Source organism: Prevotella sp. MA2016, from assembly GCF_000619825.1.
Lineage (GTDB): Bacteria > Bacteroidota > Bacteroidia > Bacteroidales > Bacteroidaceae > Prevotella.
In genome coordinates this window covers 23,152-44,843 of the sequence record NZ_JHUW01000010.1, presented here as the reverse complement: position 1 = coordinate 44,843, position 21,692 = coordinate 23,152, and the positions used below count along the sequence as shown (strand labels likewise).

Annotated in this window: 16 protein-coding genes; 15 read left to right on the top strand and 1 reads right to left on the bottom strand. The window is 50.8% G+C overall.

Annotated features, from left to right (window positions below; translation table 11 throughout):
- The first annotated feature begins 44 nt into the window (after positions 1-44).
- The 15 genes from T360_RS0107625 (at position 45) to bglX (ending at position 20,256) form a co-directional block, all read left to right on the top strand.
- Positions 45-1,658, top strand: coding sequence for an ABC-F family ATP-binding cassette domain-containing protein (locus T360_RS0107625; protein WP_028912255.1), 1,614 nt, complete (start codon positions 45-47; stop codon positions 1,656-1,658).
- A gap of 61 nt (positions 1,659-1,719) precedes the next feature.
- Positions 1,720-2,298, top strand: coding sequence for a nucleotide exchange factor GrpE (locus tag T360_RS0107620; RefSeq protein ID WP_028912254.1), 579 nt, complete (start codon positions 1,720-1,722; stop codon positions 2,296-2,298).
- A 6-nt stretch (positions 2,299-2,304) separates the two neighbouring features.
- Positions 2,305-3,465, top strand: a complete 1,161-nt coding sequence (gene dnaJ / locus T360_RS0107615) for a molecular chaperone DnaJ (RefSeq protein WP_028912253.1) — start codon at positions 2,305-2,307, stop codon at positions 3,463-3,465.
- Between the two features lie 21 nt (positions 3,466-3,486).
- Entirely contained in the window at positions 3,487-4,800 is a 1,314-nt protein-coding gene (locus T360_RS0107610) for a folylpolyglutamate synthase/dihydrofolate synthase family protein (RefSeq protein ID WP_028912252.1), read from the top strand.
- Between the two features lie 107 nt (positions 4,801-4,907).
- A complete protein-coding gene (locus tag T360_RS0107605; RefSeq protein ID WP_028912251.1) occupies positions 4,908-5,999 on the top strand; it encodes an aldose epimerase family protein in 1,092 nt (363 codons plus the stop codon).
- A gap of 34 nt (positions 6,000-6,033) precedes the next feature.
- Complete coding sequence (locus tag T360_RS0107600) at positions 6,034-7,311, top strand: MFS transporter (protein ID WP_028912250.1); 1,278 nt, start codon at positions 6,034-6,036, stop codon at positions 7,309-7,311.
- 29 nt (positions 7,312-7,340) lie between these two features.
- Positions 7,341-8,504, top strand: a complete 1,164-nt coding sequence (gene galK / locus T360_RS0107595; RefSeq protein ID WP_028912249.1) for a galactokinase — start codon at positions 7,341-7,343, stop codon at positions 8,502-8,504.
- A 185-nt stretch (positions 8,505-8,689) separates the two neighbouring features.
- Complete coding sequence (locus tag T360_RS0107590; protein WP_028912248.1) at positions 8,690-9,868, top strand: aldose epimerase family protein; 1,179 nt, start codon at positions 8,690-8,692, stop codon at positions 9,866-9,868.
- 76 nt (positions 9,869-9,944) lie between these two features.
- Positions 9,945-11,690: a sodium:solute symporter gene (locus T360_RS0107585; RefSeq protein ID WP_028912247.1), complete on the top strand. Its 1,746-nt coding sequence runs from the start codon at positions 9,945-9,947 to the stop codon at positions 11,688-11,690.
- Positions 11,691-11,705: 15 nt separating this feature from the next.
- Positions 11,706-12,380, top strand: a complete 675-nt coding sequence (locus T360_RS0107580) for an NUDIX domain-containing protein (RefSeq protein WP_028912246.1) — start codon at positions 11,706-11,708, stop codon at positions 12,378-12,380.
- 36 nt (positions 12,381-12,416) lie between these two features.
- On the top strand, positions 12,417-13,127 hold the full coding sequence (locus T360_RS0107575) for an L-ribulose-5-phosphate 4-epimerase (RefSeq protein ID WP_028912245.1): 711 nt from the start codon (positions 12,417-12,419) through the stop codon (positions 13,125-13,127).
- 39 nt (positions 13,128-13,166) lie between these two features.
- On the top strand, positions 13,167-14,705 hold the full coding sequence (araA, locus tag T360_RS0107570; RefSeq protein WP_028912244.1) for an L-arabinose isomerase: 1,539 nt from the start codon (positions 13,167-13,169) through the stop codon (positions 14,703-14,705).
- A gap of 36 nt (positions 14,706-14,741) precedes the next feature.
- Positions 14,742-16,328 (top strand): FGGY-family carbohydrate kinase, encoded by a 1,587-nt coding sequence (locus tag T360_RS0107565; protein WP_036929161.1) that lies wholly within the window; start codon positions 14,742-14,744, stop codon positions 16,326-16,328.
- Between the two features lie 15 nt (positions 16,329-16,343).
- Positions 16,344-17,936 carry an alpha-N-arabinofuranosidase gene (locus T360_RS0107560; RefSeq protein WP_028912242.1) on the top strand — a complete coding sequence of 531 codons (1,593 nt, stop codon included), beginning with the start codon at positions 16,344-16,346 and terminating at the stop codon, positions 17,934-17,936.
- Between the two features lie 73 nt (positions 17,937-18,009).
- Positions 18,010-20,256: a beta-glucosidase BglX gene (gene bglX / locus T360_RS0107555; protein WP_013064472.1), complete on the top strand. Its 2,247-nt coding sequence runs from the start codon at positions 18,010-18,012 to the stop codon at positions 20,254-20,256.
- Positions 20,257-20,525: 269 nt separating this feature from the next.
- Here bglX and T360_RS14885 read toward each other — a convergent pair whose 3' ends face one another.
- On the bottom strand, positions 20,526-21,689 hold the full coding sequence (locus tag T360_RS14885; protein WP_051523461.1) for an anaerobic sulfatase maturase: 1,164 nt from the start codon (positions 21,687-21,689) through the stop codon (positions 20,526-20,528).
- Positions 21,690-21,692: the final 3 nt, after the last annotated feature.

The following is a 21,692-nucleotide window of genomic DNA, read 5'->3' as shown; positions in this document are numbered from 1 at the left end:
TACCTTTGCAGCCCAAATAACATAAAGTTTTTTAAGAAGTTAAGATGATTACAGTTACAAATCTGGCAATCCAGTTTGGAAAGAAGGTTCTCTACAAGGATGTGAACCTGAAGTTTACAAGTGGTAACATTTATGGTATTATCGGTGCTAATGGTGCTGGTAAGTCAACCCTTCTTCGCGCCATCAGCGGCGAGCTTGAGGCCAACAAGGGTTCCATCGAGATGCAGCCAGGCGAGCGCCTGAGCGTGCTGGAGCAGGACCACTTTAAGTATGATGAATTTTCAGTAATGAACACTGTGCTGATGGGACATCAGCCACTGTGGGAAAACATGAAAGAACGCGAGGCACTCTATGCCAAACCCGAGATGACCGAGGAAGATGGTGTAAGAGCTGCCGACTTGGAAATGCAGTTTGCAGAAATGAACGGCTGGGAGGCCGAGAGTGAGGCTGCACAGCTGTTGCAGAACTTAGGCGTAGCCGAGAGTCAGCACTACAAGCAGATGAGCGAGATATCAAACAACGAGAAAGTGCGCGTAATGCTGGCAAAAGCGCTGTTTGGACACCCCGACAACCTGCTGCTCGACGAGCCTACCAACGACCTCGACTTGGATACCGTTCAGTGGTTGGAGGAATATCTGTCAAACCTCGAGCAGTGCGTGCTCGTAGTATCTCACGACCGTCACTTCCTGGATGCCGTATCTACACAGACTGTAGATATCGACTTTGGCAAGGTAACACTCTTCAGCGGTAACTACTCATTCTGGTACGAGAGTTCACAGTTGGCTCTGCGCCAAGCTCAGAACCAGAAAATGAAAGCTGAGGAGAAGAAGAAACAGCTGGAGGAGTTTATCCGCCGATTCTCGGCCAACGTAGCCAAGAGTAAGCAGACCACATCGCGTAAGAAGATGCTGGAGAAGCTGAATGTAGAAGAGATCACACCATCTACACGTAAATACCCAGGTATCATCTTCCAGATGGAGCGCGAGCCTGGTACACAGATTCTGGAGGTAGAAGGACTGAAGGCTGTTGACAGCGACGGTACCGTACTGTTCGACAACGTGAACTTCACCATCGAGAAGGGGCAGAAGACTGTATTCCTTTCTCACAACCCCAAGGCTATGACTGCCCTTTTTGAAATTATCAATGGCAATCGTCAGGCCGATGCAGGTACCTACAAGTGGGGTGTTACTATCACCACTGCTTATCTGCCACTCGACAATACCGATTTCTTCCAGAGTGAAATGAATCTGGTAGATTGGCTCTCACAGTGGGGACCAGGCAACGAGGTAACCATGAAGTCATTCCTGGGCCGCATGCTGTTTAAGGAGGAAGATGTTCTGAAGCATGTCAATGTGCTGTCGGGAGGTGAGAAGATGCGCTGTATGATTGCACGCATGCAGCTGAAGAATGCCAACTGCTTGATCCTCGACACACCTACCAACCACTTGGATCTGGAGTCGATTCAGGCATTCAACAACAACCTGATTGGTTTTAAGGGCAATATCCTCTTTGCATCTCACGATCACGAGTTCATCAACACCGTGGCCGACCGCATTATCGAGCTCACACCAAAGGGTACTATCGACAAGTTGACTACCTATGATGACTACATCTACGATGATGCCATCAAGGCTCAGCGCGAGAAGATGTACGAGTAATATTTGGTAATTGGCACGGATTTTGCCTTGAGGAAAAGCAGAACATTAAAACAACGCTATTATGACAGAAAAAGATATCAACATCGAAGATGAGGAGACCTTGAACGAGGCTCCCGTCGAAGAAACTGACAAAGAGACAGCAGAAGCAACAACAGAAGAAGCTGCTCAGACAGAAGAGGTAGAAGAGCTGGATCCACTAGAGAAAGCTCAGAAGGAGATTGAGGAATTGAAGACCCAGATCCTTTACAAGGCTGCCGAATTTGAGAATTACCGCAAGCGCACCCTGAAAGAGCGTGCTGAGCTTATTCTGAATGGTGGCGAGAAGGTTATCACAGCTGTACTGCCTGTACTCGACGATATGGAACGCGCCATTGCTAATGGTGCCAAGACAGACGACCCACAGGTATTGCGCGAGGGTATGGAACTTATCTATCAGAAGTTCGTAAAGACCCTCGAGGGCCAAGGCGTTAGCAAGATTGAAACCAAGGATGCCGACTTCGACACTGACTTACACGAGGCCGTAGCTATGGTTCCTGGTATGGGCGACGACAAAAAGGGTAAGGTTATAGACTGCCTGCAGGAGGGTTATAAACTGAACGACAAAGTAATCCGCCACGCCAAAGTGGCAGTAGGACAATAAGGCAATATGGCACAAAAAAGAGACTACTACGAGGTGCTGGGCATCCAAAAGGGTGCATCAGAAGACGAAATTAAGAAAGCGTATCGTAAGATAGCCATCAAGTATCACCCCGACCGCAACCCTGGCGACAAAGAAGCCGAGGAGAAATTCAAGGAAGCGGCCGAGGCATACAATGTGCTGCATGATCCTAAGACACGCCAGCAGTACGACCAGTTCGGATTCGACGGTCCTAAGATGGGAGGCGGATTTGGTGGTTTCAGCGGTTTTGAGACCAACATGAACATGGACGACATCTTCTCGATGTTCGGCGACATCTTCGGCGGGCACGGATTCGGCGGTTTTGGCGGAGGCCAGCGCCGTCCGCAGCAGCATCGCGGCAGCGACCTGCGCCTGAAGGTAAAGCTTACACTCGAGGAGATCAATACCGGCGTCACCAAGAAGTTTAAGGTACGTAAGGATATCCAATGCCCACACTGCCAGGGTTCTGGCGCTGAAGCAGGCAGTACCAAGGAGCAGTGCCCCACCTGTCATGGTCAGGGCTATATCACCCACACCACACAGAGCATTTTCGGTATGATGCAACAGCAGAGCGTATGTCCTACATGCGGTGGCGAAGGCCAGGTTATCAAGGACAAATGTAAGCACTGCGGCGGTACTGGTATTGAAAAGGGCGAAGAGGTTGTTGAGATCAACATCCCCGCAGGTGTAGCAGAAGGCATGGTAGTAAACGTACCTGGAAAAGGTAATGCCGGTAAGCACAACGGCATATCGGGCGACATTCAGGTGTTTATTGCAGAAGAGCCACACGAGACATTCATCCGCGACGGCAATGACCTCATCTACAACCTGCTGCTCGACTTCCCAACAGCAGCACTGGGTGGAGAGATAGAGATTCCTACCATCGAGGGCACCAAACTGAAGGTGAAACTCGAAAACGGAACTCAGCCAGGCAAGACACTCCGCCTGCGCGGAAAAGGTCTGCCTGCCGTACAGGGCTATGGCAGTGGCCGAGGCGACTTGGTAGTGAACATCAGCGTATATGTGCCCAAGACATTGAGCCGCGAAGAGAAACAGGCCATCGAGCAGTTTAAGAATAGCGACAATTTCAAGGGAGACAAGCAGACACGCGACTCTATTTTCCAGAAATTCAAAAATTACTTTAATTAATAAATAATAAGGTATAAAGCTATGACTTATCAGGAAACGTGTGAATACCTTTTCAGCCAGTTGCCTATGTTTGAGCGCCAAGGCGCTAGTGGCTATAAGGAAGGACTGGACAACAGTCATGCACTCGACAATCATTTCGACCACCCACATCAAAAGTTCACCACTATTCATGTGGCTGGTACCAACGGAAAGGGGTCGTGTGCTCACACGCTTTCTGCTATTCTGCAATTGTGCGGCTACAAGGTGGGATTATATACATCTCCCCATCTGGTAGATTTCAGCGAGCGTATCCGCGTAAACGGTCAACCCATCAGCGAGGAGTATGTCACAGAGTTCGTTGAGAACGAAAAGTCATTCTTCGAACCGCTGCATCCCTCATTCTTTGAGATCACAACGGCAATGGCATTCAAGTATTTTGCCGATATGAACGTTGACATCGCAGTCATAGAGGTTGGACTGGGAGGACGTTTGGACTGCACCAACATCATCACCCCTATCCTATCCGTCATCACTAATATCGGATTCGACCACACCCAGTTCCTGGGTACTTCGCTCGAACAGATTGCGATGGAGAAGGCAGGTATCATCAAGAAGAATGTGCCCGTAGTGATTGGCGAGACAACACCCGAGACACGCGCCGTTTTCGAGGCTGTAGCTGCAGAAAACCAGGCACCTATTACCTTCGCCGAAGACCAGAAGGAGCTTATCTCAGCATCACAAGCTGCTAATGGCTACGAGTATCACACCAGACACTTCGGCATATTAACAGGAGAACTGGCCGGTACTTATCAGGAGAAGAACACCAATACCATTCTCTGTGCAGTGCAACAGCTGGAGGCACTTGGCTATATGCACCCCTGCGCCAGCGACCCCTACAAGCCCTGCATGAATCGCGAAGTGCGCAGAGGCTTCAAGCACGTTTGCACACTGACCGGACTGAAGGGACGCTGGCAGAAGGTGAACGAGGCACCGCTGACCATCTGCGATACGGGTCATAACGTAGCAGGTTGGCAGTATCTGAGCCAGCAGCTCAACGCTGTGAGATGCGACCACATGCATATCGTATTCGGTATGGTGGATGACAAAGACGTGCAAGGCGTACTGGAACTTCTGCCCAAGAATGCTACTTATTATTTTACAAAAGCCAACAATAAACGCGCTCTTTCAGAGAACGTCATCAAGGTCTATGCACAGGGAATCGGCCTGAACGGCGAGAGCTATCCTGACGTAAAAACAGCCTATAATGCAGCCAAGTCGGCAGCAAGCAATAACGACTTTGTGTTTGTTGGAGGTAGCAGTTATATCGTAGCAGAGCTGTTAAAAAACTGTATTTAGCGTTTTTTAAGACTGCAAAAACACTTTTTTCGTTGAAACGTTCGTTAGTTTAAATTTTTTTCTGTTACTTTGCAGAAAAATAAATTTTTAACTAAAAACATTTCATTATGGCAAATACTACAGAGACAGTGAATCTGTGCGGCTTGAAGCGTGAAAACTTTCAGGCCACTATCAACGGTAAAAAAACCGACTTGTACATTCTGAGGAATCGTAAGGGTTATGAAGTGGCTATCTCTAACTATGGAGGTGCCATTTGTGCTATCATGGTTCCAGGTAAGGATGGCAAAGTAGCAAACGTTATCCAGGGTCACGACAGCATTCAGCAGCTGACCAGCGGAAACGAGCCTTATCTGTCGACACTGATCGGTCGTTGGGGTAACCGTATCTGCAAAGGCCAGTTCATTCTGAATGGTAAGGAGTACCAGTTGGCACTTAACGACGGACCAAACCATCTGCATGGCGGTTCAGTTGGTTTCAATGCCAAGGTATGGGATGCCCGTCAGATGGGCCCACGCTCTTTAGCGCTGCATCGTATATCATCTTATGGTGAAGAAGGCTTCACAGGCGAACTCGATGTAACAGTAGAGTTTACTTTCACCGATCAGAACGAGCTCGTTATCGAGTATCTGGCTACCACCAACAAGAAGACCATCGTGAACCTGACACATCACGCATTCTTCTCACTGGCCGGTACAGCTGATCCTACTCCTGGTATCGACGACCAGATTTGTGAAATCAATGCCGACTTCTACCTGCCTACCGATGCTACCGCAATCCCAACAGGTGAGATCCTGAAAGTAGAGGGCACTCCATTCGATTTCCGTCAGCCAAAACCATTCGGACAAGATATCAATGCCGACAACGAGCAGATTAAGTTCGGTCACGGTTTCGACCACAACTATGTACTGAACAAGCAGGAGGAAGGCGAGCTTTCATTCGCTGCTAAGGTTACCGATCCAAAGAGCGGCCGCACCATGGAGGTTTATACCACCGAGCCAGGCCTGCAGCTCTACACTGGTAACTTCCTGAACGGTTATAAGGGTGCCAACGGATGCACATTCCCACACCGCTCTGCTGTCTGCTTCGAGGCACAGCACTTCCCCGATTCACCAAACCGTCCTTACTTCCCAAGTGTAGTACTGAATCCCGGACAGCGCTATAAGCAGAAGACCATCTACCGCTTCGGTGTAGTAGAATAATATTATCAACATAATTATTAATTAGACGACAAATATGACTGAAACAAACAAGAATGGCAAGGTAATTGCCATTATCACTATGTGCTTCATCTTCGCGATGATTAGCTTCGTTACTAACATGGGCGCCCCCTTCGGCAACATCTGGGGTTTTGAGTATCCTTTTGCCAAAGCTTGGGGTAACCTGATGAACTTTGCTGCTTACCTGTTCATGGGTATCCCTGCAGGTAAAATGCTTACGAAGTATGGATACAAAAAGACTGCCTTGATAGCCCTCATCGTGGGTATCGTAGGTCTGTGCTTCCAGTATCTCTCTAGCCTTGTAGGCGCTGGTACCTACGTATTTACATACGATAGCATTCCTGTAGCGCTCAACTTGGTTATCTACCTGCTTGGTGCATTCATCTGCGGTTTCTGCGTTTGCATGCTGAACACCGTAGTAAACCCCATGCTGAACCTTCTCGGAGGTGGCGGCAACAAGGGTAACCAGCTCATTCAGGTGGGAGGTACACTGAACTCACTGACCGGTACACTCACCCCCCTGTTGGCAGGTATCCTGGTAGGAACCGTTACTGCTGAAACCAGCATGAGCGATGTTGCTCCACTGCTGTTCATCGGTATGGCTGTATTCGCTATTTCGTTTGTTATCATCAGCCGTGTTACAATTCCAGAGCCCACACTCGGCAAGGTATCACCCAAGTACGAGCGTAGCCCATTGGCCTTCCGCCACTGTGTGCTGGGCGTTATCGCTATCTTCTTCTATGTAGGTATCGAGATTGGAATTCCAATGGAGCTGAACTTCTATGTAACCGACCTCGGTTTCGAAGGTGCAGCCGCCATCGGTGGTACACTGGCTGCCGCTTACTGGCTCCTGATGATGATCGGTCGTGCTTGTTCGAGTGCCATCTCTGGCAAGGTATCTACCAAGCTCCAGCTTTCTACAGTTAGCGCTGTAGCCATCCTGCTGCTGGCAGTTGCCATCTTCATGCCTGAGAGTGTTACTATCTCGTTCAGCGGTCACGATGTGCCTGCCAAGGCATTTCTGATTCCTGCTTGCGGTCTTTGCACCTCAATCATGTGGGGAGGTATCTTCAACCTCTCTGTTGAGGGACTGGGTAAATATACCGAAGCAGCATCAGGCATCTTCATGACTATGGTTGTTGGTGGTGGTGTGATGCCTCTTATCCAGGAGGCTATCGCCAAGTCAGCCGGCCCCATCTTTAGCTACTGGCTCGTCATCGCAATGCTGGCCTACATTCTGTTCTACGCCCTCGTTGGTTGCAAGAACGTGAATAAGGACATCAAAGTTGACTAATATTAACCCCTTTTTAAAACTTTACGATTATGGATATTGAATTTGTAAGAAGCCGCTTCATCAAGCACTTTGATGGAAAGACTGGTAACGTATATGCTTCTCCCGGACGTATCAACCTCATTGGTGAGCACACCGACTATAATGGTGGATTCGTATTCCCAGGTGCAGTAGATAAAGGTATTGTAGCTGAGATGCGTGCCAATGATACTGAAGACACCGTGATGGCATACGCTATCGACTTGAAGGACCGCGTTGACTTCAAGCTCTCTGACCCTGCAGGTCCTAAGGCCTCATGGGCGCGCTACATCTATGGTATCGCACTGGAGATGAAGAAGCTGGGTGTTCCTGTAAAGGGCTTCAATATCGCTTTTGCCGGCGACGTACCCCTTGGTGCTGGTATGTCATCATCGGCTGCTATGGAGAGCTGCTTTGCTTGCGGTCTGAACGATATCTTCGGCGAGAACAAGGTTTCTCAGTGGGATATGGTACTGGCTGGTCAGGCTACAGAGCACAACTACTGCGGTGTTAACTGCGGTATCATGGACCAGTTTGCCTCAGTATTCGGTAAGGCAGGCTGCCTGATGCGCCTCGACTGCCGCAGCCGTGAGTTCGAGTACTTCCCATTCAAGCCAGATGGCTATCGCCTGGTACTGCTCGACTCTGTTGTTAAGCACCAGTTGGCAGGTTCGCCCTACAACGATCGCCGCAACAGCTGTGAGAATGTGGTTAAGCACATTCAGGCTAAGCATCCAGAGGGCAAGTTTGAAACCCTGCGCGATTGCACATGGGAGCAGCTTGACGAGGTTCGTGCCGAGGTAGGCGAAGAGGATTACAAGCGCGCTAAGTTTGTGCTCGGTGAGAAAGACCGCGTACTGGCAGTTTGCGATGCTCTGAACGAGGGCGACTACGAGAAGGTTGGCGAGATGATGTATAAGACTCACGAGGGCCTGTCGAAAGACTATGAGGTTTCTTGCGAGGAGCTCGACTACCTGAATGATATCGCTAAGGAGAACGGTGTTACCGGTTCACGCATCATGGGTGGTGGATTTGGTGGTTGCACCATCAACCTGGTTCGCAATGACCTCTACAAGAAGTTCATCGACGACGCTAAGGTTAAGTTCAAGGCAAAGTATGGACATGAGCCAAAAGTTTACGACGTCGTAATTGGTGATGGTTCACGTAGAATTTGCTAACTCGGAGATAGCAAAAAACACATTTTTGTGTTTATAAAAGTTAAAAGTAAGTGAGTAAGGTGTTTTTCCTACACCTTACTCTTTTTTTTTCTCTTTTTTTGTTTGGTAGTTCAAATTATAATTGTAATTTTACACCCAAAATAACAATAACAATATTGTAATAACTTAAAATCAATTTAAAAACAATGAAAGCATTAAAAGCAACATTGATGGGAGTTGGTGCAGCAGCACTGATGCTCTCTTGTGCTGGTAACCAGCAGGCAACACAACTAACAGTATCGGGTCTCGACCCAGCAAAGTTTGACACAACCATTCAGTCGAAACCTGTCAAGCTCTACACCTTAAAGAACGACAACGGCATGGAGGTTTGCATCACCAACTATGGTGCCCGTATCGTTTCGCTGGTAGTGCCCGATAAGGACGGAAATCCTACAGATGTTGTTCTCGGATTCGACAATATCGCGCAGTATGCCGACACCATTAACACCCCATCCGACTACGGTTCAAGCGTAGGCCGTTATGCCAACCGCATCAAGAACGGACAGTTTGTACTTAATGGCGACACCATCCAGCTGCGCACCAATGATGGTCCTAACTCACTGCATGGCGGTGGCAACACAGGTTGGATGCATCAGGTGCTGGAAGCCGAGCAGATTGGCGACTCAATCCTGAAGCTCACCCACGTAGCACAGGCTGGTGAGAACGGATTCCCCGGCAAGGTGATGTCGGTAACCACCTATAAGCTTACTGCCGACAACGTGCTGGATATGACTTGGGAGGCAGAGACTGACAAGCCAACCATCATCAACCAGACCAACCACAACTATTACAACCTGAGCGGCGACTTCACACAGCCTGCTTACGACATGGTACTCTATGTAAATGCCGACAACTTCACCCCAAGCGATAAGCTCTATATCCCCACAGGCGAGATCAAGTCGGTTGAGGGCACTCCAATGGACTTCCGTCAGCCACACGCTCTGGGCGACAGCATCAATTCACAGTTCGACCAGATTCAGAACGCTACTGGCTACGACCACAACTTCTGTCTGAATACCTATAAGGACGGTAAAGGCGACGACACACAGGTTTGCGCCAGCCTCTACAGCCCCAAGACAGGTATCCTGATGGAGATGTTTACCAACGAGCCAGGTGTACAGGTTTACAGTGGCAACTTCCAGGGTGTAGGTGCCGATAAGGATATCCCCCGCAAGAACGGTCTCACCTATCCTAAGCATGTAAGTGTTTGCTTGGAGAGCCAGAAGTATCCCGACTCACCTAACCATCCTGAGTGGGTACAGCCAACTCTGAACCCAGGCGAGAAATACTATAGTCATGCTGCTTACAAGTTCTCAATCAAATGAGAACTTGTAATTGACGATTAATTATTGGCAATGATAACTCTACAAATTATTAACTAATATCAAATTTTAAAAACTCATGAATTGGAGTTCACATGAATTCATTTGGCTGGATTGGGTTGTACTCATTCTCGGCCTATTTGGAGTGGTGGCAGCCGTATGGTATGCTATCTGGAAAGACAAGAAAGCCCAGCAGGGCGAAGACTCATCTGCTTACCTCTTTGGTAAGGGCGAGCCTTGGTATGTAATCGGTATGGCCATCTTTGCTGCCAACATTGGTTCAGAGCACCTGGTAGGTCTGGCCGGTACTGGTGCTAAGGATGGTGTGGGTATGGCCCACTGGGAGATGCAGGGTTGGATGATCCTGATTCTTGGTTGGCTGTTCGTACCATTCTATCAGCTGCTCATCAACAAGATGGGTAAGATTATCACCATGCCTGATTTCCTGAAGTTCCGCTACACTCAGCGCACAGGTTCTTGGCTTAGTATCATCACACTGGTGGCCTATGTGCTCACCAAGGTGTCGGTAACCGCTTTCACTGGTGGTATCTTCTTCAAGTTCTTGTTGGGCATACCTTTCTGGTATGGTGCCATTGGGCTGATTGCCATCACCGCTGTATTCACCGTATTCGGTGGTATGAAGGGTGTGATGACCCTCTCTACCATCCAGACCCCAATCCTGATTGTAGGTTCATTCCTGGTTCTGTTCCTCGGACTGAACATGCTGGGCGATGGTAGCATCACAGCAGGATGGAGCGAGATGATGCGCGTATGTAACGCAGCTCACGATGGTTTCGGAACCACTCACATGTTCCATCCCGATCCTGCCGATCCTATGTATCCTCAGTTCCCTGGCTACGTAGTATTCCTCGGCGCCTCTATCATTGGTTTCTGGTACTGGTGTACCGACCAGCACATCGTTCAGCGTGTACTCGGACAGGTGCCTGGCGAGGATAACAAGGAGGTGATGAAGCGTGCCCGCCGCGGTACTATCGCAGCCGGTTTCTTCAAGATTCTGCCTTGCTTCATGTTCCTTATTCCTGGTATGATTGCCTATGCCCTCTCACTGAAGAGCGGTAGCGGCATCGAGATGGACATCATGAATCACGAATCTACCGATGGTGCCTTTGCCATGATGGTGAAGAACATCCTGCCTGCTGGTATCAAGGGTATCGTAACTATCGGTTTCGTATGCGCTCTGGTAGCTTCGCTGGCAGCCTTCTTCAACAGCTGCGCCACCCTGTTTACTGAGGACTTCTACAAGCCCATGAAGAAGGGTATGAGCGAGGAGCATTACGTATTCGTAGGTCGTATGGCCACAGTGGTAGTAGTGCTGCTGGGTCTGGCTTGGATGCCTATCATGATGAACATGGGTAACCTCTACTCTTATCTGCAGGACATCCAGTCGCTCATCGCACCTGCCATGGTAGCAGTGTTCACCCTGGGTATCTTCTCTAAGAAGATCACTCCAAAGGCAGGTGAGTGGGGCTTGATTGGCGGTTTCCTCATTGGTATGGTTCGCCTTATCACCAACGTCGTTACCGACTCTGGTAAGGCTGTGATGGATGGTGCTTTCTGGGATGCCACCTCTTGGTTCTGGCAGACCAACTGGCTCATTTTCGAGTGCTGGTTGCTGCTCTTCATCATCGTGCTGATGGTAGCTGTAAGCTTCTTCACTCCAGCACCTTCGAAAGAACAGATTGATGCTATCACCTTCTCTGCCGACTTCAAGCAGTCTATCAAGGAGAGCTGGGGCGCATTCGATATCATCGGAACTCTGGTTGTTATCGGCCTCTGCGCATCGTTCTATTTCTATTTCTGGTAAAATAGCAATAAGAAAATGACATTTTATAACGAACATTCTAAGGTCTGGTTGTCGGTGGACTGCATTATCTTCGGCTTCGATGAGAAGAAACTGAAGATTCTTGTAGGTCGCCGCAAGATGGACCCAGGACGTGGCGAATGGAGCCTCTACGGAGGCTTCGTTGGCGCCACCGAGAGTGTGGACGAGGCAGCCTCACGCACCCTTTTTGAGCTAACCGGCATGCGCAATATCTATATGCGCCAGATTGGTGCTTTCGGTAAGGTAGATCGCGACCCCGGCGAGCGTGTTGTGTCTATCGCCTACTATGCACTTATCAATGCTAAGGATTACGACGACAAACTGCGCCAGGAGCATGGAGCCGAGTGGATCGACGTTGAGCAGATACCACAGCTTTATTCCGACCATAATGAGATGGTTGAGAAGGCTCGCAAACTGGTTCAGCAGAAAATGTCGCACGAGCCAGTAGGTTTCCGTCTGCTGCCCGAGCTGTTTACACTCACCCAGTTGCAGACACTCTACGAGGCCGTTTACGGCACTGAGCTCGACAAGCGCAACTTCCGCAAGCGTGTAAAAGATATGGACTTCATCGAGAAGACCGAGCTCATCGACAAGAAGAGTTCTAAGCGTGGTGCATATCTCTATCGTTTCAACAAGCGCGCCTATACGGAGGATTCCAACTTTAAGTTGTAATCCCAATTGAAAATTGAAAATTGAAAAATAATAAGTATGTTAGAAGAACTGAAAGAAAAAGTATTCAAGGCCAATCTCGACCTTGTGAAGCAGAACCTGGTAATCTTTACATGGGGAAACGTTTCAGGTATCGACCGCGAGAAAGGTCTCGTAGTCATCAAGCCCTCTGGCGTTGACTACGACGTCATGAAGGCCAGCGATATGGTAGTAGTAGATTTGGAGAGCGGCAAGGTGGTTGAAGGCGACCTGAACCCATCTTCCGACACACCTACACACCTTGTATTATATAGGGCATTCCCCAACATCCAGGGCGTGGTTCACACCCACTCTACCTATGCCACCGCATTTGCACAGGCTGGTCGTGATATCCCCAACATCGGTACCACTCATGCCGACTATTTCTACAAGGATATCCCCTGCACACGTGATATGACCGAAGCAGAGGTGAAGGGCAACTACGAGCTGGAGACGGGTAATGTCATTGTGGATGAGATTCTGAACATCCGCAAGATCAATCCTGATCACACACCTGCTGTTCTGGTTAAGAACCACGGTCCGTTCTCATGGGGAACCTCACCCGACAATGCTGTTTACAACGCTAAGGTGATGGAGCAGTGCGCCAAGATGGCCTTCGTAGCCTTCTCGGTAAATCCCAACCTCACAATGAACCCATTGCTGGTAGAGAAGCACTACATGCGCAAACACGGCCCCAATGCCTACTATGGCCAAAAGGGACAGAAACATTAAAAAGAATCATACATTATTAACTAATAACAACTTACGAATATGAAAGGTTTTGAGAATTTTGAAATTTGGTGGGTAACTGGCGCACAGCTTCTGTACGGAGGCGACGCTGTAGTTGCAGTTGATGGACACTCAAAGGAGATGGTTGAGGGTTTGAACACTTCTGGTAACATCCCCGTTAAGATTGTATATAAAGGTACAGCCAACAGCTCTAAGGAAGTAGAGCAGGTAATGCTGGCAGCCAACAACGACGAGAAGTGCGTAGGTATCATCACTTGGATGCACACCTTCTCGCCTGCCAAGATGTGGATCAAGGGTCTGCAGCAGTTGCAGAAGCCTCTGCTCCACTTCCACACACAGTATAACGCCGAAATCCCCTGGAGCGAGATCGACATGGACTTCATGAACCTGAACCAGAGTGCTCACGGTGATATCGAGTTCGGACATATCTGCACCCGCATGCGCGTGGCTCGCAAGGTGGTTTGTGGCTACTGGAAGGACGAGAAGGCTCAGAAGCAGATTGCCGTTTGGGCTCGCGTGGCTGCCGGTGTTGCTGATGCTCACAACGTACGTTGCCTGATGTTCGGTATGAACATGAACAACGTAGCCGTTACCGATGGCGACCGTGTAGAGTTCGAGCAGCGTCTGGGCTACCATGTAGATTACTATCCCGTTAGCTCGCTGATGGAGTATTTTAAGAAGGTAACCGATAAGGAGGCCGACGAGCTTGTTGAGGAGTACAAGAAGCTCTACACCATCAAGATTGATGAGAGTGGCGAGCAGGTTTACTGGGAGAAGGTGAAGAATGCTGCCAAGGCCGAGATTGCTCTGCGCCGCGTATTGAAGGACGAGGGCGCTACCGCTTTCACTACCAACTTCGACGACCTGGGTGATGCCAACATCGACGATCCAAACTTCTGCGGTTTCGACCAGATTCCTGGTCTGGCTTCACAGCGCCTGATGCAGGAGGGTTATGGTTTCGGTGCCGAGGGTGACTGGAAGACAGCCTGCCTCTATCGCACACTGTGGGTTATCCAGCAGGGCATGCCTACTGGTTGCTCATTCCTGGAGGACTACACCCTGAACTTCGCCGGCGACAAGAGTTCTTGTCTGCAGAGCCACATGCTTGAGGTTTGTCCTCTGATTGCTACCGACAAGCCAAAGCTCGAGGTACACTTCCTGGGCATCGGTATCCGCAAGCAGCAGACAGCCCGTCTGGTATTCACCTCTAAGACCGGTGCTGGTATCAAGGCTACCGTTGTTGACCTTGGCAACCGCTTCCGCCTCATCTCTCAGGAGGTTGAGTGCATCGAGCCAAAACCAATGCCAAAGCTGCCTGTAGCTTCAGCTCTGTGGATTCCTCAGCCTTCGTTCGAGGTAGGTGCTGCCGCATGGATTCTGGCTGGTGGTACACACCACAGTGCCTTCTCTTACGACATCAACGAGGAGTACTGGGAGGATTTCGCCGAGATGCTGGGCATCGAGTATGTTCGCATCAACAAGCAGACCAACATCGCCGACTTCAAGCAGACCCTCCGCAACAACGAGGTTTTCTTCATGCTTAACAAAGCGCTGCGCTAATTGTAATTGACAATTGAAAATTGATAATTGATAATTATGAATGCTAAGCAAACTATAGAAGCAGGTAAAGCCATTCTCGGTATCGAGTTTGGCTCTACCCGCATTAAGGCTGTCCTCATCGACGAGGACAACGAGCCCATCGCACAGGGTTCACACGAGTGGGAAAATCAGTTGGTAGATGGTCTCTGGACCTACTCTACCGAGGCTGTATGGTATGGACTGCAGGACTGCTATGCCGAACTGCGCAAGGATGTACAGAAGCAGTACGACTGCGAGATTGAGTCGCTGGCAGCCATCGGCTTCAGCGCCATGATGCACGGCTATATGGCCTTCAACAAGGACCAGCAGATTTTGGTACCTTTCCGCACCTGGCGTAACACCAACACCGGTAAGGCCGCTGCCGAGCTCTCTCAGCTTTTCAACTACAATATCCCCCTGCGTTGGAGCATCTCGCACCTCTATCAGTGCATTCTCGACAATGAGGAGCACGTAGCCGACATCAAGTACCTCACCACCCTGGCTGGTTATGTACACTGGCAGGTAACAGGCGAGTTCGTACTCGGCGTAGGCGATGCGTCAGGTATGATTCCTGTTGACCCCGCTACCAAGACCTACGATGCCGAGATGGTTCGTAAGTTCGACGAGCTCATCGCTCCAAAGGGTTTCTCATGGAAGTTGCTCGACATTCTGCCTAAGTCATTGAACGCAGGCGAGAATGCCGGTTTCCTCACCCCCGAGGGTGCCATGAAGCTCGACGTATCAGGCCACCTGAAGCCAGGCTGCCCCGTATGTCCTCCTGAGGGCGACGCTGGCACCGGTATGGTAGCCACCAACGCCGTTAAGCAGCGCACAGGTAACGTGTCAGCCGGTACCTCATCATTCTCAATGATTGTGCTTGAGAAACCTCTCTCTAAGCCTTACGAGATGATTGATATGGTTACCACCCCTGACGGTTCGCTTGTAGCCATGGTACACTGCAACAACTGCACCAGCGACATCAACGCCTGGGTAGGTCTGTTCAAGGAGTATCAGCAGCTGCTGGGTGTGCCCGTGGATATGAACGAGCTCTACGGCAAGCTGTTTAACAAGGCCCTCGAAGGCGATACCGACTGCGGTGGTCTGATGGCTTATAACTACGTATCAGGCGAGCCTGTAACAGGTCTGGCTGAGGGTCGTCCTATGTTCGTGCGCTCTGCCGGCGACAAGTTCAACCTGGCCAACTTTATGCGTGCCCACCTCTATGGTGCCATCGGCGTACTGAAGATTGGTAACGACATCCTGCTAAAGGAAGAGAAGATTAAGGTAGATCGCATCACCGGTCACGGTGGTTACTTCAAGACACCAGTAGTAGGTCAGCGCATGCTGGCTGCTGCCCTCAACTCTCCTATCTCTGTGATGGAGACTGCAGGCGAAGGTGGTGCATGGGGTATCGCCCTGCTGGCTGCTTACCTGGTTAAGAACAACGGTAAGAACCTGGCCGACTACCTCGAGGATGTTGTCTTCGCTGGCAACACTGGCACCTCAGTAGCTCCAACCGCCGAGGATGTAGCTGGTTTCGAGAAGTATATCGAGAACTACAAGCGCTGCCTCCCCATCGAGCAGGCCGCTGTAGATAATAAGTAACATTTTATCAACGACATGAAGAAATTTATTTTTACCGCGACTATCGCAATGGCTTTTGCCACATCGGCAACAGCCGCTGAAAATGTGAAAGCTACGGTTCATGCCGATCAGGCTGGAGCCAAAATCAACAAGGAGATCTACGGACAGTTCTCCGAGCACCTGGGCTGCTGTATCTACGGCGGTCTCTGGGTGGGTGAGAACTCACAGATTCCCAACATCAACGGTTACCGCAAGGATGTGTTCGAGGCTCTGAAAGCACTGCAGATTCCTGTACTGCGCTGGCCTGGCGGCTGCTTTGCCGACGACTACCACTGGATGGACGGTATCGGTCCCAAAGAGCAGCGCCCCTCACTGCGTAACAACAACTGGGGTGGCACCATCGAGGACAACTCGTTTGGTACCCATGAGTTCCTGAACCTGTGCGAGATGCTGGGCTGCGAGCCTTATATCTCAGGTAACGTAGGTTCTGGTACCGTCAAGGAGATGGCCCAGTGGGTGGAGTATATGACCAGCGATGGCGACACACCTATGGCCCGCCTGCGCCGCCAGAACGGACGCGACAAGGCTTGGAAGGTGAAGTACTTCGGTATTGGTAACGAGGCCTGGGGCTGCGGTGGTAACATGAGCCCCGAGTACTACTCTGACGAGTTCCGCAAGTTCAACACCTACCTGCGCGATCAGGGTGCCAACCGCCTCTATCGCATTGCGTCAGGTGCCAGCGACTACGACTACAACTGGACCAAGGTTTGTATGGATAAGATTGGTGGCCGCATGCAGGGCATCTCTCTCCACTACTACACCTGCACCGGTTGGACCGGTCCTAAGGGTTCTGCCCTGAACTTCGACACCGACCAGTACTACTGGGCACTGGGCAAGTGCTTGGAGATTGAAGAGGTGATCAAGAAGCACAAGGCCATCATGGACGAGAAGGACCCCAAGAACAGCATCGGCCTGCTGGTTGATGAGTGGGGAACCTGGTGGGACGAAGAGCCCGGTACCATCCCTGGCCACCTGTATCAGCAGAACGCCCTGCGCGACGCCTTCGTAGCTGCGCTGAGCCTCAATGTTTTCCATAAGTACACCGACCGTGTAAAGATGGCCAACATTGCTCAAGTAGTCAACGTGCTGCAGTCTATGATCCTCACCGATCAGGAGGGCACAGGCCACATGGTTCTCACCCCAACCTATCACGTGTTCCAGATGTACACCCCATTCCAGGAGGCTACTTATCTGCCTGTAGATTTGCAGAGTGAGACCATCCAGTGCAGCACAGAGTACTGGAAGGAGAAGCAGAAGACCAGCGACAACACCACACGTCCCTGCCCCGTGCTCTCAGCATCAGCTGCAAAGACCAAGGATGGCAGCATCGTTCTGGCCATCACCAACGTTAGTCTGGATAAGGATCAGACCGTAGATTTCAACTTCGCCGGTTTCAACGCCAAGCAGGTTAGCGGTCGCATCCTCACCTCAAAGAACGTAGCCGACTTCAACGACTTCAATCATCCTAACGTGGTTGCTCCAAAGGAGTACAAGGACGCTAAGATTAAGAAGGGCGTGCTTACCATGAAGGTGCCAGCTAAGTCGATTGTTGTGGTAACGCTGAAATAAAGATAAAGGGTACGGGCCAAGCGCTCGTGCCCTTTATGTACCTTTGCCCCAAAATCTTTAATTAAACCCATTTATGAAACTAAAAAGACTACTTGTAGGAGCCCTGCTGCTCCTCTCTGGGCTGCACGTTACGGCTCAGGACACCAAAATGAATGATTTTATCAGCCAGCTGATGGCCAGGATGACCGTCGAGGAGAAGTTAGGACAGATGAACCTGCTGCCAGGCACATCGGCAACCACAGGCGAACTGAAGAACAGTCCGCTGATGCAACTGATAGCCCAGGGCAAGCTGGGCACCATCCTGAATCAGAAAGGTGTGGATGGCATCCGTCAGCTACAGGATGCCGCCGTCAAGAAGAGCCGTCTGGGTATTCCCCTGCTGGTGGGTATGGATGTGATTCATGGCTACGAAACCATTTTTCCTATTCCCCTGGGCATGTCGTGCAGTTGGGACCTGGCTGCCATCGAGCAGGCTGCACGCATCGCAGCCAAGGAAGCCACAGCCGATGGCATCTGCTGGACCTACAGCCCCATGGTGGATATCGCCCTCGATGCCCGCTGGGGCCGTATTGCCGAGGGTAATGGCGAGGACCCGTTCTTAGGCTCACGCATTGCCGAGGCATTGGTACGCGGCTATCAGGGCAACTATGGTCCTGAGAACATGATGGCCTGCGTAAAGCACTACGCCCTGTACGGCGGTGCCGAAGCCGGTCGCGACTACAACACCGTAGATATGAGTCACATACGCATGTACAACCAGTTCTTCCCACCCTACCAGGCAGCCGCCAAGGCAGGGGCTGGCTCGTTCATGACATCGTTTAATATCGTAGATTACACCCCTGCCACAGCCAACCGCTGGCTTATCGACGATGTGCTGCGCAAGCAGTGGCAGTGGGATGGCTTTGTAGTTACCGACTACGGCGCCATCGCCGAGATGATGAAACACGGTCTGGGCAATCTCCCACAGGTATCGGCACTGGCCCTGAAGGCAGGCACCGATATGGATATGTGTGCCGAGGGATTCATCGGTACCTTAGAGCAGTCGCTCAAGGAGGGTAAGGTCACTATGGCCGAGATCGACCAGGCCTGCCGTCGTGTGCTGGAGGCGAAATACAAGTTAGGACTGTTCCAGAATCCCTACCGTTTCCTTGATAAGAAACGCCGCGCCACCGACATCTATACCACCGAACACAAGCAGGCAGCCCGCAATCTGGCAGCCGAGAGTTTTGTGCTGCTTAAGAACCAGGACCAGCTGCTACCACTCAAGAAACAAGGCAAGATAGCCCTTATCGGTCCGATGGCCCACAACCGTGCCAACATGGCTGGCACCTGGGCACCTACAGCCGACAACAGCAAGTACATCACCCTGAAAGAGGCTATGGAGCAGGCGCTGGCAGGTAAGGCCACCGTGAGCTATGCCCAGGGCTGCAACTTTACCAGCGACTCTACGCTGCAGAAGGATGGTGGTTTTTATCGCGCCACCCCGTTCAAGGATAGCGAACTGTTGAAGCGCGAGGCACTGGCCATAGCCAAGGATGCCGACGTGATTGTGTGCGCTATGGGCGAGAGTGCCGAGATGAGTGGCGAGAGCAGCAGCCGCGCCACACTCGAGATGTTTGATGTGCAGCGCGAACTGCTCCAGGCCCTGCTGCAACTGGACAAGCCCGTAGTGGTACTCAACTTTGCAGGCCGCCCCACCGTGCTCAGCTGGGAGCAGGCCCATGTGCCCGCCATCCTGCAGGTATGGTTTGGTGGCAGCGAGGCAGGCGATGCCATCTGCGACGTACTGTTTGGTGATAAGGTGCCCAGCGGCAAGCTCACCACCTCTATGCCTCAGGTCACAGGTCAGGAGCCACTCTACTACAACTATCTACCCACCGGTCGCCCTGTAGGCGAGGATCGCAAGGAGTTCCAGAAGTTCGGCAGCAACTACTTCGATGTACGTAACGACCCACTCTACCCCTTCGGCTACGGTCTGAGCTATACCACCTTTGCTTATAGCGATGTAACGCTTAACGGCCGCACAGCACAGGTAACGGTTACCAATACCGGCAACTACGATGCCGACGAGATTGTGCAGCTGTACATCCACGATGTGGTGGCCAGCATCACCCGCCCCGTAAAAGAGCTGAAGGGCTTTGAGCGCATTCACCTGAAGAAGGGCGAAAGCAAGGTAGTGAAGTTCGAGATTACCGACGACCTGCTGAAATTCTACAACAGCCAGTTGGAATATGTGCTGGAACCAGGCGACTTTGAGATTATGATTGGTCCCGACAGCAGTCTGAAACATCTGAAGAAAGCCGTACTTACCATACAATAAAAAGAGAAGCGCGACACCTTTTTGCAGGTGCCGCGCTTATTCTTTAAGTGTACCATATAGATGGCATTTGTTTCGGTGTACTGTTGTCGACCATTTTCTCGTCGAACTGTAATTCTTCGTTTTTTGTTTCGTTCTTAGTTGTCATAAGCATTCCTTTTTGGTGATTTTTAGTTGTTACAAATATAGGCAATTTTCCCGTTCATTGCTCTTCCAACCGCATTAATTTAGTACTTATTAACTATAAGAACGCTGTTTGTAGTATAAGACATTCAGTTTTTGATTTTCTGCGAGATGTAGCGGAAAAACATTTTATAGCCGGGGCATAGGTAGTTGCGGCGCTCGGGACCGCGAAGGGTGATGCGCTCTACCAAGCGATCCTTGGGACAGCCTCCGAAACAGAGGTGGGCCACATCGCAATGCAGACAGGCGGAGGGCAGACTGTCGAGTTTATACTCGCCAAACTTGCGATTGGTTTGCATCATATCATGGAGCGAACCCTGCAGGATATTGCCAATGCGATACTCGGGAAACACATAGCGGTCGCAACGGTACAGGTCGCCATTCTTCTCAATCACACCACAATGGCCGCAAACGGATTCGTGAACACACAAACCGGCTGGGCGGTGGGTCAGGTTGCCAATGGCTGCCTCGATTACCTGCACAAACTTTCGCCCTACATCACGGCGGCTCCACTCATCGAAAACGGTACAGAGGAACTTGCCGTAGGCTTCGGGCTGAACGGAGAAGGGCGCCAGGTTGCGGGGCTGATGGCTATAGATGCCAGGGGGCAAAGCCACATTCTTTCCGCTATCATTCTGCGGCAGACTTTCTACCACTGGCAGAAACTGCATGTAGTTGCTGAATCCACGCAGAAACTGATATACCTCGGCAGCATGCGTGGCGTTGGCGGCATTTACGGTGGTAAGGGTGTTGAAGTCGACACCGTGTTTCAGCAGCAGGTCGAGGCCATGCATGGTGCGACTGAAGGTGCCCTCGCCCCGTGCGTCCTTGCGATAGATGTTGTGCAGATGTTCGGGACCATCGATGCTGATGCCGATACGGAACTGATGATTGCGGAAGAACTGGCACCACTCGTCGGTGAGCAGCGTACCGTTGGTTTGCAGCGTGTTAAGTATTTGGCGGCCCTCGCCGTATTTCTGTTGCAGCGCCATGGCCCGCTCAAAAAAGGGAATGCCGCACATAGTGGGCTCGCCACCATGCCAGGCAAACTCTATCTCGGCATATCGTCCGTGGATATCTATCACCTGACGGATGTAGTTCTCGAGCACCTCATCTGTCATAAGCGAAGGGCCAGCGGCATGGCCACTACCCTTCGCTAAATAATAACAGTACTGGCATCGCAGGTTGCAAGCCGCACCAATGGGCTTTACCTCGATGGCATAATGCCTCAAATCGTCACCGCAAGCTGACATACA